This is a genomic window from Hydrogenivirga okinawensis (assembly GCF_055385515.1).
Window position 1 is genome coordinate 192,460 of sequence record NZ_AP042386.1, and the last position, 14,095, is coordinate 206,554.

General features: G+C 49.3%; 16 protein-coding genes. 9 read left to right on the forward strand and 7 right to left on the reverse strand.

Annotated elements, in window-relative coordinates:
• Window positions 1–3 precede the first annotated feature (3 nt).
• The 5 genes from ACZ483_RS01215 (at window position 4) to trxB (ending at window position 4,891) form a co-directional block, all read left to right on the forward strand.
• Complete coding sequence (locus ACZ483_RS01215) at window positions 4–708, forward strand: radical SAM protein (protein WP_464324351.1); 705 nt, start codon at window positions 4–6, stop codon at window positions 706–708.
• Window positions 705–1,685, forward strand: coding sequence for a gluconeogenesis factor YvcK family protein (locus ACZ483_RS01220; protein WP_464324352.1), 981 nt, complete (start codon window positions 705–707; stop codon window positions 1,683–1,685). Before ACZ483_RS01215 ends, ACZ483_RS01220 begins: the two co-directional genes overlap by 4 nt.
• Window positions 1,663–3,192: an L-aspartate oxidase gene (gene nadB / locus ACZ483_RS01225; protein WP_464324353.1), complete on the forward strand. Its 1,530-nt coding sequence runs from the start codon at window positions 1,663–1,665 to the stop codon at window positions 3,190–3,192. The genes ACZ483_RS01220 and nadB overlap by 23 nt, the downstream gene beginning before the upstream one ends.
• Window positions 3,193–3,260: 68 nt before the next feature.
• A complete protein-coding gene (locus ACZ483_RS01230) occupies window positions 3,261–3,857 on the forward strand; it encodes a peroxiredoxin (RefSeq protein ID WP_464324354.1) in 597 nt (198 codons plus the stop codon).
• Window positions 3,858–3,913: 56 nt separating this feature from the next.
• Entirely contained in the window at window positions 3,914–4,891 is a 978-nt protein-coding gene (trxB, locus tag ACZ483_RS01235) for a thioredoxin-disulfide reductase (RefSeq protein ID WP_464324355.1), read from the forward strand.
• 5 nt (window positions 4,892–4,896) lie between these two features.
• Here the strand turns inward: trxB and ACZ483_RS01240 are convergent, their stop codons facing one another.
• Genes ACZ483_RS01240 through ACZ483_RS01265 form a run of 6 tightly spaced genes read right to left on the reverse strand, consistent with a single transcriptional unit; the run spans window position 4,897 to window position 9,056 of the window.
• Window positions 4,897–5,625, reverse strand: a complete 729-nt coding sequence (locus tag ACZ483_RS01240) for a 2-oxoacid:acceptor oxidoreductase family protein (RefSeq protein ID WP_464324356.1) — start codon at window positions 5,623–5,625, stop codon at window positions 4,897–4,899.
• Window positions 5,622–6,482 (reverse strand): thiamine pyrophosphate-dependent enzyme, encoded by an 861-nt coding sequence (locus ACZ483_RS01245; protein WP_464324357.1) that lies wholly within the window; start codon window positions 6,480–6,482, stop codon window positions 5,622–5,624. Before ACZ483_RS01245 ends, ACZ483_RS01240 begins: the two co-directional genes overlap by 4 nt.
• Window positions 6,472–7,677 (reverse strand): transketolase C-terminal domain-containing protein, encoded by a 1,206-nt coding sequence (locus tag ACZ483_RS01250; protein WP_464324358.1) that lies wholly within the window; start codon window positions 7,675–7,677, stop codon window positions 6,472–6,474. Before ACZ483_RS01250 ends, ACZ483_RS01245 begins: the two co-directional genes overlap by 11 nt.
• Entirely contained in the window at window positions 7,677–8,231 is a 555-nt protein-coding gene (locus tag ACZ483_RS01255) for a Uma2 family endonuclease (protein WP_464324359.1), read from the reverse strand. The genes ACZ483_RS01250 and ACZ483_RS01255 overlap by 1 nt, the downstream gene beginning before the upstream one ends.
• Window positions 8,231–8,800 carry a carbon monoxide dehydrogenase beta subunit family protein gene (locus ACZ483_RS01260; RefSeq protein ID WP_464324360.1) on the reverse strand — a complete coding sequence of 190 codons (570 nt, stop codon included), beginning with the start codon at window positions 8,798–8,800 and terminating at the stop codon, window positions 8,231–8,233. The genes ACZ483_RS01255 and ACZ483_RS01260 overlap by 1 nt, the downstream gene beginning before the upstream one ends.
• A 16-nt stretch (window positions 8,801–8,816) precedes the next feature.
• Entirely contained in the window at window positions 8,817–9,056 is a 240-nt protein-coding gene (locus ACZ483_RS01265) for a 4Fe-4S dicluster domain-containing protein (RefSeq protein ID WP_121012496.1), read from the reverse strand.
• An 88-nt stretch (window positions 9,057–9,144) separates the two neighbouring features.
• On the opposite strand from ACZ483_RS01265, the gene dprA reads away from it, so the two are divergent.
• Genes dprA through ACZ483_RS01285 form a run of 4 tightly spaced genes read left to right on the forward strand, consistent with a single transcriptional unit; the run spans window position 9,145 to window position 13,329 of the window.
• Window positions 9,145–10,152 carry a DNA-processing protein DprA gene (dprA, locus tag ACZ483_RS01270; RefSeq protein ID WP_464324361.1) on the forward strand — a complete coding sequence of 336 codons (1,008 nt, stop codon included), beginning with the start codon at window positions 9,145–9,147 and terminating at the stop codon, window positions 10,150–10,152.
• A 5-nt stretch (window positions 10,153–10,157) separates the two neighbouring features.
• Window positions 10,158–11,705 (forward strand): DHA2 family efflux MFS transporter permease subunit, encoded by a 1,548-nt coding sequence (locus ACZ483_RS01275; protein ID WP_464324362.1) that lies wholly within the window; start codon window positions 10,158–10,160, stop codon window positions 11,703–11,705.
• Window positions 11,705–12,529, forward strand: a complete 825-nt coding sequence (locus ACZ483_RS01280; protein ID WP_464324363.1) for a peptidyl-prolyl cis-trans isomerase — start codon at window positions 11,705–11,707, stop codon at window positions 12,527–12,529. Before ACZ483_RS01275 ends, ACZ483_RS01280 begins: the two co-directional genes overlap by 1 nt.
• Entirely contained in the window at window positions 12,463–13,329 is an 867-nt protein-coding gene (locus tag ACZ483_RS01285; RefSeq protein WP_464324364.1) for a SurA N-terminal domain-containing protein, read from the forward strand. Before ACZ483_RS01280 ends, ACZ483_RS01285 begins: the two co-directional genes overlap by 67 nt.
• Here ACZ483_RS01285 and murI read toward each other — a convergent pair.
• Window positions 13,326–14,093: a glutamate racemase gene (gene murI / locus ACZ483_RS01290; protein WP_464324365.1), complete on the reverse strand. Its 768-nt coding sequence runs from the start codon at window positions 14,091–14,093 to the stop codon at window positions 13,326–13,328. The two genes, ACZ483_RS01285 and murI, sit on opposite strands and share 4 nt — an antisense overlap.
• Window positions 14,094–14,095 lie beyond the last annotated feature (2 nt).

Consider the following 14,095-nt stretch of genomic DNA (forward strand, 5'->3'; position numbering starts at 1 on the left):
CAGGTGGGCTGTCATGTAAGGTGTACCTTCTGTGCTTCTGGAAGTCATGGGCTTATAAGGAACTTAAAAGTTCATGAGATCGTAGGGCAGTACGGCATAGTAAAAGAGGAGCTACCCGTTAAGAGGATAGCTGTGGCTGGGATAGGAGAACCTTTGGCAAACTGGAGGAACGTGAAGGAGGCCTTCTGGCACTTTAAATCTCAGGGGCTAAAGGTTTCCTTTTATACCACCGGATTTCCCCTTAAAAACCTCGATGAACTCCTCGATCTTCCTCATTCTGGAGTAACCGTTTCAATCCACTCTCTCGATCCACTCAAAAGAAAAGTTCTCTTGCCCCACTCCGGGGATATGGACAGTCTTCTTAAATTCCTTGAGGAGAAACTTTCCAGGCTTACAAAGAGGAAAAGGAACAAGATAAGTCTCGCTTACCTCCTCCTAAAGGGAGTGAACGATAGTAAGGAGGATCTGAAAAGGTTAGCCGGTGTTGCCCTTAGACTTGGCGTTGGTGTAACGCTACTCAATTACAACGATACGGGCAGATTTATGCCTGTCAGTCCAGAGGAGTATGAGAACACCTTCCTCTTCTTGAGATCCTTAGGAATCAGGGTTACCCTGTCCACGCGCTTTAGGAGGGATAAAATAGGGGGATGTGGAACTCTCACTATTGGGAGAACGGCCGATATAAAGAGAGAGGAGGTTAGGGTATGAGAGTGGTTGCGATTGGTGGGGGAACGGGGCTTTCGACCCTTTTAAGGGGTCTTAAAAAGGAGGTGGGTGGTAGTATAAAGGAGCTCACCGCCATAGTTACCGTTGCTGATAGCGGAGGAAGCACTGGGAGAATCAGGAAGATATACCAGATACCGGCTCCTGGAGACATAAGGAACTGTATAGTTGCCCTTTCCGAAAGTGAAGAGATCATGCAGAAGCTGTTTCAGTACAGGTTCAAGGGGGGAGAACTCGAAGGACACGCCTTCGGGAACCTATTTCTCACTGCCCTTACGGATATAACAGGAAACTTCCTTGAGGCTGTAAAGCTCACCTCCCAGATCCTGAGAACCAAAGGGGAGATAATACCTTCTACAGTTGAAGACGTTCATCTCGTGGCTCGCTTCAGCGATGGGGAGGTTGTCCATGGTGAGGAGGAGATAACAGAGTACGGAAAAAAAGGTAATGTGAGAATTGAGGAGATATGGATAGAGCCTAAGGATGCAAAGGCTCCGATAGAGGCAATAGCGGCGATAGAAACCGCTGACGTTATACTGATAGGTCCTGGCAGCCTATTTACAAGTATAATCCCCAACTTTCTGATAAAGGATATAAGGGAGTCAGTTAAAAGAAGTTCTGCGCTAAAGATATTTATAGTCAACGCTATGACCCAGCCCGGCGAGACTGACGAATTTACAGCCTACGATCACCTCATGACCTTCCTGAGGTTTTCCGGTATAGAGAGGGTTAACGCCGCCATAGTAAACACGAGGATGCCTCCCAACGATGTTCTCCGCAGGTACGTGGAGCAAGGACAGGAGCCTGTAGTTCCTGACGTGGGTAAGATAGCTAAGGAGGATATATCTGTCTTTGCGGAGGATCTTATAGGCGAGCAGGGCAGTTTTGTGAGGCACGATCCCGACAGACTGACTGAGGTTATACTGAGAATCTCTAAGAATGAGATACTTTCTGGATTTTGACACCTCCTCGCTTCCCGAAGAGGAGGCTCAGGTAATCGTATGCGGGAGCGGTATAGGAGGACTCACCTGTGCCCTTGTCCTTAAGGAACTCGGTCTTGCTCCCATTTTGCTCACAAGGGGTGTAGGGAACACCTACTACTCTCAAGGGGGGATAGCCGCAGCGGTTCATCCAGAGGACAGCCCCTACGTCCATTTCTTAGACACCTTGAGAGCTGGAAGGTATCTGAACGATGAGAGGGCGGTTGAGATCCTCGTAAACGACGGAGTCCTCAGGATAGTCGATCTTGAGAGATGGGGGGTTAACTTCGACAGGAAGGGAGAGATATACCATACAACTACCGAAGGTGGACACTCCTTTCCAAGGGTCCTGAAGGTCAAGGATTACACGGGGAGGGAGATATACACCAAGCTCTTGGCGAAGGTGAGAGACCTGAATATACCGATAATTCAGGGGGAGCTCCAGGAGATCCTTGGGGAGGATCACTTAACGGGAGTTATTTACTGGGATGGGGATAATTTGAAACTTATCAGGACGAGGGCTCTCGTCTTAGCCACCGGCGGTGCAGCCTCTATGTTTCTCTACACCTCCAACCCCTCTAAGGTGAGAGGTGACGGGATAGGAATAGCCCTCAGAGCCGGTGTTGGTATTAGGAATCCTGAGTTCGTTCAGTTTCATCCGACGGTCCTCAAGGGGACGAACGTACTCATATCGGAAGCGGTTCGTGGAGAGGGAGCACACCTCGTGGACGAGAGAGGAAGGAGGTTCGTCGATGAGCTACAACCCCGGGACGTGGTTGCCCGTGCCATATACAACATCCTCAAGAGGGGAGGGGAGGTCTTTCTCGATATGAGACCTGTACTCGAAAGGGGGATAAACTTAGAGGAAAGGTTTCCCACAATCCTCGGTTTCCTGAGAGATAAGGGGATAGACCCTCACAGGGATCCTGTCCCCGTTGTTCCGGCAGCCCACTACTACATAGGGGGTCTCGAGGTGGACAGCTTCGGCAGGACGAGCTTTACGGGTCTCTACGCCGTGGGTGAATGTGCCTGTACGGGTGTTCATGGAGCTAACAGGCTCGCCTCCAACTCCCTTCTCGAAGGTGTAGTTTTCGGTTACAGAACCGCTTACAGGGTCTACCTGGACGTGAGATATCTGAAACCGAGCAAGGCTAAGATCAGAAATTCGAGAACGTCTAAGGAGGAGCCCAACTTCACCTTTGAAGATCTGAGGAAGCTCATGTGGGAGAGGGTAGGACTTGAAAGGAACGGAGTGGATCTGCTGAAGGCAAAGCACACCTTAGAGAGGTGGATCTCGAGGGGAAAAGGTTTCAAACCGACGGTTAAGAATAGACAGCTCTGCGATCTCCTACTCGTTGCCCTTGCCACTGTAGAGGGTGCCCTGGCGAGGAGGGAGAGCAGGGGTGTTCACTTCAGATCAGACTTCCCTTACGAGAGAGAGGTCTTCAGGAGGGACACCCTCATATCGCCCGACACACTACTTCGATGATGACGATCATATTGACAATTTGTTTTAAATGATAAAATTTCTCAATAAGATCGAAAGGAGGTGAAGAGATGGAACAGGTTAAGGTAGGAAGGAAAGTGCCCAACTTCGAGATCGAGATCTACGATCCCAAAACTGGAACCTTTGGGAAGGTATCCCTGGAAGATTTTATGAGAGAGAGGAAGTGGCTCATACTCTTCTTCTATCCGGCGGACTTTACCTTTGTATGTCCCACCGAGCTTGCAGATCTTGCCGAGCATTACAAAGAGCTCGTTGATCTCGGAGCGGAGGTGATATCGGTTTCGACGGACACCAAGTACGTTCACCTTGCGTGGCAGCAAACTGAAAAGCTGTTGGAGAAGGTCAGGTATCCTATGGGGGCAGATCCCACCGGAAGAATATCGAGGATGTTCGGGGTGTACGATGAAGATACAGGACTCGCTCTGAGGGGTACGTTCATAATCAACCCTGACGGAGTCCTCGTTGGTTCGGAGATAAACTTCTACAACGTGGGAAGAAATGCCGAGGAACTCGTTAGGAAGATGAAGGCTAACGTCTACCTCATGAGTCATCCCGACGAAGCCTGCCCAGCCAGATGGGAGCCCGGGAAGAAGACACTCAAGCCTTCCGAGGAGATAGTGGGTAAGGTTCACGAGGCTCTGAAATGATCTGGCACAGGAACGGCGCCTGAGCGAGTGGGTTAAAATTATTGTGGAGGAAGTAGATGGGTATAGGCTTCGGTCTCAACTATCAACCTGAAGAGATCTACGATGTGATCATCATAGGAGCCGGTCCCGCCGGCTCCACAGCCGCCATATACACGGCACGGGCGGGACTCAAAACAATCGTCCTCTACAGGGCGGAGGCGGACGGAGCCCTCGGGGTAACCCAGCAGATAGAGAACTACCCCGGAGTTCCCGGACCTGTGTCGGGATACGATCTCCTGAAGATAATGAGGGAGCAAGCTAAGAGCTTCGGAGCCCAGTTCGTTAGAGGGAAGGTCATAGCCACCGAGCTCTCCGACGAGATAAAGAAGGTCTTTACCATAGACGGCAGGGAGTTCAGGGGAAAGGCGATAATAGTGGCTTCTGGAGCCATGGAGAGGGCTAACAAGTTCAAAGGGGAAGAGGAGTTCTTAGGAAGAGGTGTGTCCTACTGCGGTGTTTGCGATGCAGCTTTCTTCAAGGATCAGCCGGTTGCCGTCATAGGGGAGGACGACTACGGGATAGAGGAGGCGGAGTTCATAGCGAGGTTCGCAAGCAAGGTCTTCTTCGTCGTTCCCGGAAGCAAGATAAAGGCTCCTCCCGAAGTGATAGAGGAGTTTGAGAAGTTGGAGAACGTGGAAATACTCACCAGACACAGGGTCTTAGAGATAGTCGGGGATCAGCTCGTTAAGGGTTTGAAGCTCAAGGACGTGGCAAAGCAGGAGGAGAAGCTCTTGGAGGTGAACGGAGTTTTTATATTCTTGGGAGGAACTAAACCCTCAGTGGATTTCCTCATGGGTCAGGTGGAGATGACGGAAGGAGACTGTATAGTCGTGAACGAGGAGATGATGACCTCGGTTCCCGGCGTGTTCGCCGCAGGTGATGTCCTCTGCACAAACATAAAGCAGGCGGTTATCGCAGCGGCGGACGGATGTAAAGCAGCCCTTGCCGTGGACAAGTTTATAAACAAGAAGGCGAAGATAACCTCCCAGTGGTAGGGAGGTTACCTCTGGAGAGCGGCTATCTCCGAAGGCTTCGGCAGCCAGACCTCTATACCCTGATCCTTAGCCCACTCCTGAGCCACCTCGTAGGCTGCCTTTGCGGTATTGATGTTCTTCTCTATAAGCTCGAGTTTCTTCTTGAACTTCCTCTCTATAGCGGAGTCAAGGGACATCGTTCCTCCCGAAGCGACGAACTTCTTAAGGAACCTCGCCTTTATTCCTTCCTCTATGGAGTCGAGTCCAACTATCTGGGTGGCACCGAAGAAAGCTCCAAGCATAGCCATGTTCGTTGCAAGTTCAGTTCCCGCTATTTCCAGAGCAAACTTGGTTGCAGGGAAGTTAAAGACTTTAACATTCAAAGACTCTAAAAACTTCTTGTCCCTGTCGGTAAGTAAGTCCTCCTCGGTGTTTATTATTATCAGTCCGTCCTTCTTTATTCCGGAGTAGAAGGGCATCGTGTAGGACTTCCCCATGGTTATGACTTGAGAGTGGAAAACCATTATCACATCGGGATAGACTACCTCTCCTCTGTCGTATATGGGTTCTATCCCGATCCTCACGTAGCTCTCAGCGGGAGCCATCCTCTTCTCGGCTCCAAAGAAGGGGTTAGAGACGGCGTAGTATCCCGCATGATCGGCGGCGGTAGCCATTATGTGGGCGGCGGTAACCGCTCCCTGACCACCTATAGCGGGCATCCTTACGTTTATCCTTCTCCTCTTCACCTGGCTCATATCAGACCCTCCTCTTTCTTCCTCTGGATGACCTCCTTGGCTTCGTCAGTCATGTATTCGAAGAACTTGAACCTCTCCTTGTCGGTCCTCCTCATCTCCTCGAGACCGTCGTCGGAGTTGAGTCCTATCTCCAGTATGCAGGGTGTGTAGAGGTGGACGTAGGTGGGTCCTACCTCCCTCGCAACGTAGATCGCCTGCTTTATAACCTTTTCAACCTTTTTGGGAGAGGAGACGGTGAGCCTTGCGACGTAGTGGCATCCTGCGTCTATCGCGAGCTGCCACATGGGAACCTTCTCCCACTGCTTACCCTTGGGAGCCATCTTGAAGACGTGGCCCTTCACGGTCATACCGCTCTCCTGTCCTCCCGTGTTGGCGTAGACCTCGTTGTCAAAGCATATTGTGGTTATCTTCTCCTGTCTGAAGAAGGACTGAAGGGTGCAGTCGAGACCTATATCGACCGTAGCTCCATCTCCCGCAAGGACAATTACATCCTTAACCTTGTCCGGGAACCTCCACTCTAAGGTTCTCTTAATTCCAGAGGCTATCGCGTTCTGGTTTCCAAATAGGGAGTGAACCGTGTGGAGCGCTATATGGGGAAAGACGAGAGAGGTGCATCCGGTCGAATTAACGATTATGGTTTCCTCCGGATTGGGAAGGGAGGCAAGTATATATCTGAAAGCGGCGGATTCGGGGCATCCTGCGCAGAGGGAGTGCTCCTCTATAAGCTCCTTGGCGTAGGGAAGATCCATAACGCCCCTCTTGGGGTTGCCCCAGGTGGCCTTCTCCTCGAGATCGATGATCTCCTCAGGCATAAACTCCTTCAAGTCCTCGTTTATCTTGAACACCTTAAACGACATGCTTCACCTCCTTTCCAAGGAATTGAAGAACTTCCTTAACTATAAACTCAGGAGGCATGGTCATACCGCCCGCGACCCTCGGGGATCCTATGACCGGAACGTCGGTGTTTCCGTAAAGGACCCTTCTCACCTCTCTTTCGAGCCAGCCTATGACGTTGAACTCGGGAACGAAGATGTACTTCGCACCCTTTACAGCCTCGATCAATTCCTGAGCGGGGAAGGGCCTTATGGTCTTGAGCCTTACAACCCTCGCCTTCACCCCTTCGTCGTGGATTAGCATCTGGGTCGCCTCCTTGGCTTGGGCTGCGGCCGTTCCGGAGGCTACGAAGACTATTTCGCCCTCGGGATCTCCGAACTCCTCTATCAGACCCCTGAGGTAGTGCTTGGCGTAAGGTCTTGACCTCTCTATCGCCGCTCTAACCTCAAACTGCCAACTGGTGTGAGCCGCGTAGGATATGTAGTTGGACTTCATGACGTAGGGGTCTCTCAAGAACCTTCCGGGGGACATCTCCATGTCTATGGGCGGCATGGGAGCTTTGTAGGGGTTGTAGGGCGGAAGAGCTATGTCATCCGGAGGAAGCATGACCGCCTCCCTCGTGTGGGATATAAAGAAGCCGTCTATCACGGTTATTACGGGAACGTGGACGTCGGGCTGTTCGGCAACAACAAAACCGGCGAGGATCATATCAAAGAGTTCCTGAGCGGTTTCGGCATGCCATATCATACAACCCGTATCCAAGAGGAAAGAAACTTCAAGGTTATCCGGCTGAATCGTTAGAGGAGAGTTCACACCCCTTGCCATCAAAACGAGCTGTATGGGAAGGCGGGATCCTGCCCACATGGGGAAGTTCTCCATGGCTCTGAGGGTTCCGGGTCCGGAGGTGGTGGTTATCGTTCTCGCTCCTGCCATGGAACAACCCGCAACCTCGGACATAACACCGAACTCCGATTCTCCTCTGAAGTAAACTCCGACGTATCCTTCTACCCAGAGCTCACCTATGAGGTGGGCTGCCTCGGACTGGGGCGTGATGGGGTATGAGACAGAGGCGTCAACGGAAGCACGTTTAACAGCCTCCTTAACTACCTCCGAACCTGTCATGAACTGCTTCTCTCTCGGAGCTTCAAAGAGAAGATAATCCGGAGAAACTACCCTCTGACCCGCTCTATTGTATTGAACCTGCTCCGTTTTCTGCATCACCACACCTCCTTAAAGAGCTTTTCTAAATCTACCCTAAAGTTCTTTAAAATACATGATCTAACTTCACCTTTCTCGTATCCGAAGGAGCAAACTTTATAGTCTTCTTCACCGAGAGAAAACACCTCCACCACCTTCTCTCCGGGAAATATGAGCCAGAGTTCCTTAACTCCGAATTCCGCGTATAGTTTTTTCTTATCCTCCGTATCCTTCTTTAAAGTTGACGGAGATATAACCTCAACCACTAAGTCGGGAGCGCCGAATATGCCTCTATCCTTGATGATCTTGGAGTTCTCTTTAGATACGAAAACGAGATCGGGTTGAACTACGTTCTCTTCCGAGAGGATGACGTCGACGGGGGAGACGAAAACTTCACCTGTTTTTTGCTCCTCTACAAAGTCGTCCATTAACTTTAATAACCTCTTGACTATACTCTGGTGCGATGTGGAAAACGCCGGCATTTCAATGAGTTCTCCCTTTATTATTTCATATCTCTTATCGTCTTCAAGTTTGAAATAGTCCTCGTAGGTCCACCTCTTTGTGAGGGTAGCCATCACTTGCCCAGCTCCCTCTTCACCTCTTCGGCAACTCTTATGAACTTCTCGAGCTCCTCAACGTGTTGGTCCCTGAGGGTTATCATCGCATCCTCGTGCCCGGCGTTTCCGCAAAGGGCTATCGTGAAGCAATCCGTCTCAGCCCTTATTATCTTCAGAGCAACGTTGGCGTAGTGGCAGTGGACTCCTACGAAGATGCAAGCTTTTATGTTGTTGTGCCAGATGGTCAGGTTCGGGTGATTGGGGTTTATTTCCTTCTCGGGATCTATCTTGGGATACTTGGGTCTGTAGTCGTACATGGGTATTATCTTCGCTCCGAGGGTTTCCGCTATCTTCTTGACGAGCTTTGCCTTCTCCTTAGCTTCCTCGTTCCAGGCGTAGAGAACCTGAGGTCCGGGGAATATGGTGGGGTTCTCTCTCGTGAGCATAGCCTTCGCCGCCTCCCTCATGGCGATCTCTTCGTCTACTATCTCGTTGAACATGAGAGCCTTGCCCGGTGGAGGTGTAAGCAAGCCTTCGTACATAGCAACGGGATAGGGAGAGTATCCCGAAGGTCCTAACTTTGCCATAACCTACCTCCTGCTTTTATCTAACTCCTGCAACGTCCCTGTTCTCTGCATATACCATCTCTATAGAATCTCTCTTCAGAAGGTTGGAACAAACATAGACACAGAGAGCACATCCTTTGCATCTTTCCGTCATAACGTAGGCATGATGACCTTCGTCGGTGTACATGAGAGTGTTGGGTTCTGGACAGAAGAGGGTACACTGCTTACAGTTGTACTTTGAACACTCATCCCTTATGACCTGAGCGACATAATACATTCTCCTGCCTCCTCACGGACGGTTGTATAAACAATATAAGGGAATCCTTATATGAAAACAAGGGTTTGCCCTATGATATAGATTAGCCATGGATAAAATCTATCGTTGGATTGTTTTAAAGTCTATAAGGGGGCTGGGAGAAAAGAGCCTTAAAAAGCTCTTTAACTCTCTGGGAAGCTCCGAGGAAATTTTAAAAGCGGACAGGAATACCTTATCGAAGATCGTTGGTGAAAAGAAAGCTGACCTTATTCTGAGGAGGGAGTGTGTATCGGAGAGTAAGGTTGATACGATTTTAAAGTCCTTAGAGCGGGAGGGTATAAACGTTATTACTCTGGAAGATGAGGACTATCCCCAGAAACTGAGGGGGATAGAGGATCCTCCGCCCGTACTCTTCTATAGAGGAGAGCTTAGGGATCTTCCCCTGGTAGGAATAGTAGGGACGAGGAAGGCTGCCGCCTACAGCTTCTCCTTGGTGGATGAGCTCGTCAGGAAGGCGGTCGAGAGGGGATATGGGACTGTCTCGGGAGGGGCGAGAGGGATAGACATGAGGGCACACTTCAGAACTCTCGAGCTTTTAGGATATACCGTCTGTGTCTTGGGTTTCGGAATTCTCAGAGCTAAGGGAAGCTTTTTTAGAAAACTCGAAGAGTCAGGGCTTCTACTCTCAGAGTTCTTTCCAAACGAACCGGCTGATAGGTTCACCTTCCCACGGAGAAATAGAATCATCGCCTCTCTCTCTGAGTTCTTGATAGTTCCCGAGGCGGGCTCCAAAAGCGGAGCTCTTATAACTGCGGACTACGCCTCATCCTACGGCAAGAGAATTTTTGTTCACATAGGTATGGGAAGGTCTCCCAACTGGGAGGGATGTTACAAGCTTTTGAAGGAAGGTAAGGCGGAGCTTTTCAAGGATCCTGAAGAGATATTTGGAGGAGAAGAGGATGGATCTCCCATACTTGATTTTCTGAACGTTCCCCGGACGTTTGAGGAAATAAGAGAATTCTCTGGTATAGATGACGGGGAGTTATTCTCACTACTGTCCAATTTCGAAATGGAGGGAAAGATAAGGAGGATAGGATCTTTCTACGTTAAAATCTAAAACTGATGAGTCAGTCAGTAAACCTGTCCAAAGGAGACCTCGTTATCCACACCCTCATAGTTATGGCGGGTGCCTTCATGGCTATCTTGGATACCACCATAGTGGATATAGCCCTTCCCAAGATGATAGCTCCTCTAAAAACGGATCTCTACGGAATTCAGTGGGTCGTGACCTCTTACATGATAGCGGCCGCGGTTACCCTTCCTCTCTTGGAGTGGATGGAGAAGATCATAGGTCTCAGGATAATGTACATCGCCGGTATAGCACTCTTCGGACTTTCGAGTTATCTTTGCGGTATATCCACCGAGCTATACCAGATGATAATCTTCAGATCAATTCAGGGTTTTGCGGAAGCTCTCATAATAGTTTCAGCTCAAGCAATACTCTTTACCATCTACCCATCGGAACAGAAGGGTGTGGCGATGGGTATCTTCGGTCTCGGGGCTTCCTTTGCCCCCGCTGTGGGACCCACCCTCGGCGGATGGCTCACGGAACACATAAACTGGAACTGGATATTCTTCATAAACGTCCCCGTCGGAATAGTCCTGACTTCCGCTTCACTCTTTTTTCTGAAGGAGGTCTCCGAAGAAAGAAAGGTTCTTCCCTTCAACTTCATCTCCTTCACCTTTATATCTATTGCGACTGTTAGCACGCTCGTGGTCCTTTCAAAGGGACAGCAGCTTGGCTGGTTTACCTCCAACACGATCGCCTTCCTTACCCTCACGGCGGTTATCTGCTACCTTTTCTATCTACTCTCCGACATTTTTTCTCCGACAAAACTGATGGATCTGAGCATTTTCAGGAGGTTGAACTTCACCGTATCCTTTGTAGTCTTCCTCTTCGTCCTCGGATTCTCCATGTACGCCCTCTTCTACGCTATACCTCTTTACTTCGAGTTTCTAAAGGGACTGAGCACCTTCACCACCGGATTACTCCTTCTACCCTTCGCCTTCTCGATAGCGGTGTTCTCCGTTGTCGCAGGGACGCTGAGCGACAGGTGGAGTGCGGGAGGAACTCTTCTTATAGCCATAGTTCTCTACCTTGGTTCTATCTTCCTTTTTATAAGGCACTACGACATATACACTCCGAAGTATCAGGCTTCCTTAGAGCTCGCTCTCATGGGCGTGGGCATGGGTCTCTTTTTCGCCCCCGTAACTGTCATAGCCTTGAGGGGTCTCGAGGAGAAGACGATACTCGTCATTAGCCTCTTAGACTACATAAGGTTCATAGGTGGTTCCTTCGGAACGGCGATAGCTACGAACATAATAAAGGGTAACTCTTCCTTTCACTACGATGAGATATCTGCGATCCAGTCCACAAACCTGCACTACCTGAGACAGAAAATAGAACAGCTCTCCCAATTCTTTTTAAGTACCTCTTCCGATCTTCAGGAAGCTCTGATAAAAGCCTACTACGGTGTCGGCTCTCTCCAAACAAAACTCGCCTATTCCTATGCCTTTCAGGATCTCTTTGTTTGGAGCGGTGTCTTTGCTATCCTCGGTCTTCTCCCTCTCCTACTGCTGTTTTGGGGCTGGAGATATAATAGGGCTTAATGCTCCTCTTTACGCTTCTCCTTGCCCTTTCTTTATCCTTCGGTCAGATGATAGTCCGCATAGATGACAGGATAATAACCCGTGAGGAGTTTGACCGAGCCTTTGAGACCTATTGGAGAGATGTGGTCCACGTGAACGGCAGAAAGGCGACCTATAAGGACCGGAGAGAGTTCCTTTTTGAGTATATAAAAGGAATAATCATCGAAAAGGTAGCTTCAGATCTCGATATATCTGTCGGCGAGGGGGAGGTTCGAGATAGGTTAAGGAGGTGGGGTGTTAGGAAGGCATCGGATGTGACTGTAGATATGGTGAGGAGAGAAATAATAATGGAGAAGCTCACTAAGAGGATAGCCGGAGACGTAAAGGTGAGCGAGGGGGAGATAGAAGCTTACTACCTTTTAAATAAAAGGGAGTTCTATTATCCCGACCAGATAAAACTCCTACGGATCTTAGTGGAAGATAGGGAGAAGGCGAGGAAGGTGTACGAAGCTCTGAGAATGGGAAAGCTTCCCCGGGGTGAGGGAATACTTGTAGGGAAGGAGCGATGGTACTCGATAGAGTCACTTCCCAAAACTATAAAGAAAAAGCTTTACCCCTACAAAGTAGGCAGAGTGTCCAAACCTATAAACCTTGAAACTGGCTATCTCATCCTTAAAATAACAGATAAAAGAAAGGCTGGTTTTATGCCCCTTTCAGAGGTAAAGGAAAAAGTGAGATCGAAACTCCTTAAGAAGAAAAGAGAGGAGGTTATGAGAAGATGGTTCAGGGACATACTAAAACACTACGACTTGGTAATTTACTTGGAGGAATTGGAGCGGCTCTGATATTCGTACTTTCCTTATCCTTTGGACAGCTCTTAGACAGGGTGGTTGCCAACGTCAACGGTGAACCAATTCTCGAGAGCGAGGTAAGGATAGCAAGTATCTTCTACGGTATCAAGGACAGAAACGAGCTAATAAGGATGCTCGTCGAGAAGCATCTTGTAGCGCAGTTTTTACAACAGAACGGGCTAAATGTTCCCGAGGATTACCTCGAATCGCTTATAAAGGATATAGCCAAGTCCAACGGTAAGAGCGTTGAGGAGTTTTACAGGGACCTTTACGAAGAGGGTTTGACGCCTAAGGATCTTAAGGATTTCCTCAGAATAGAGGTGGCTTCTACCCTCGGACTTAAGGAGTTCCTTAAAACTAAGGTGGAGGTATCAGAGATAGAGATAGAACTTGAGAGATTGAAAGGTGGCGAGATAAAATTCCTGAGGGAGATAGAACTCCTTGTTGTAGATAAGAGCAAGAAAGAAGATCTTTTTAAAGTCATAGGAGATAAAGCGGATCTTAATGAGATCGCCGAAAACCTTGGACTTAACACAGAGACTTTAAAGGTGAGCAGGGGGGACTTGGTGGAACCTCTCGACCGGGAGGTGTGGAGGGTTAAACCGGGAGATCTGGCTATAGCTGAGGACGAAAAGCATATTTACATAGCCAAGGTGGTAAGGGTTATTAGAAAGATCTCGGGCAGGAGCGAGGACGAGATAAAAAGGGAGATTGTCGAGAAGAAGATGAAGGAGATGGAAGAGGAGATAATCTCCAAGCTTAAGAAGAACAGCTTCGTTGAGATATACGGTTAGGCCTTGTGGACCCCACCGCTCAGTATCTTAGGTTCTACTCCGTTGCCTAAGATTATCTCCACAAGCCTGCCGAGGTTCTGGGAGCGGTCCGTAAAGTAAAGTTCGGTCAGGCTGTTCCCTTCGTTTTTCACAAACCTGTCCAGCTCAACAGCCACAGCTTCCGACGAATCGATTATCTCTATCCCTTCCAGAACCCTGCCGATGACTTTCTTAAGCAGAGGATAGTGGGTGCAACCAAGTATCAGGGTGTCTATACCCATATCCAAAAACTCAGAAAGGTACATCCTGACTATGCCTTCTGTTATGCTCCCCTCGACCAGCCCTTCCTCGACCAGCGGAACGAATAGCGGACAGGCTTTAGAAAAGACCTCAACCCCCGACCTTTCAAGGAGTCTCTGATAAGAACCGCTGCTTATGGTCGCCCTTGTTCCTATGACTCCAACCTTTCCCTTAGTTCTCTTAAGGGCCGCCCTTACTCCCGGCTCGACCACACCTATAACGGGAACGGGAGAAAAAGCCCTAAGCTCGTCTAAGGCGTAAGAGCTGGCGGTGTTGCATGCCACCACCATAACCTCTATTCCTTTTCCTAAAAGGAACTCAGCACACTCAAGGCTGTACCTTACGACCGTCTCAGGGGATTTGTTCCCGTAGGGAACCCTTGCAGTATCTCCGAGGTAAAAAATGTCTACCTTATCGAATCTTTCCCTAATAGCCCTTAGAACTGTAAGCCCTCCCACACCGGAGTCGAATACGCCAATCCTCATCC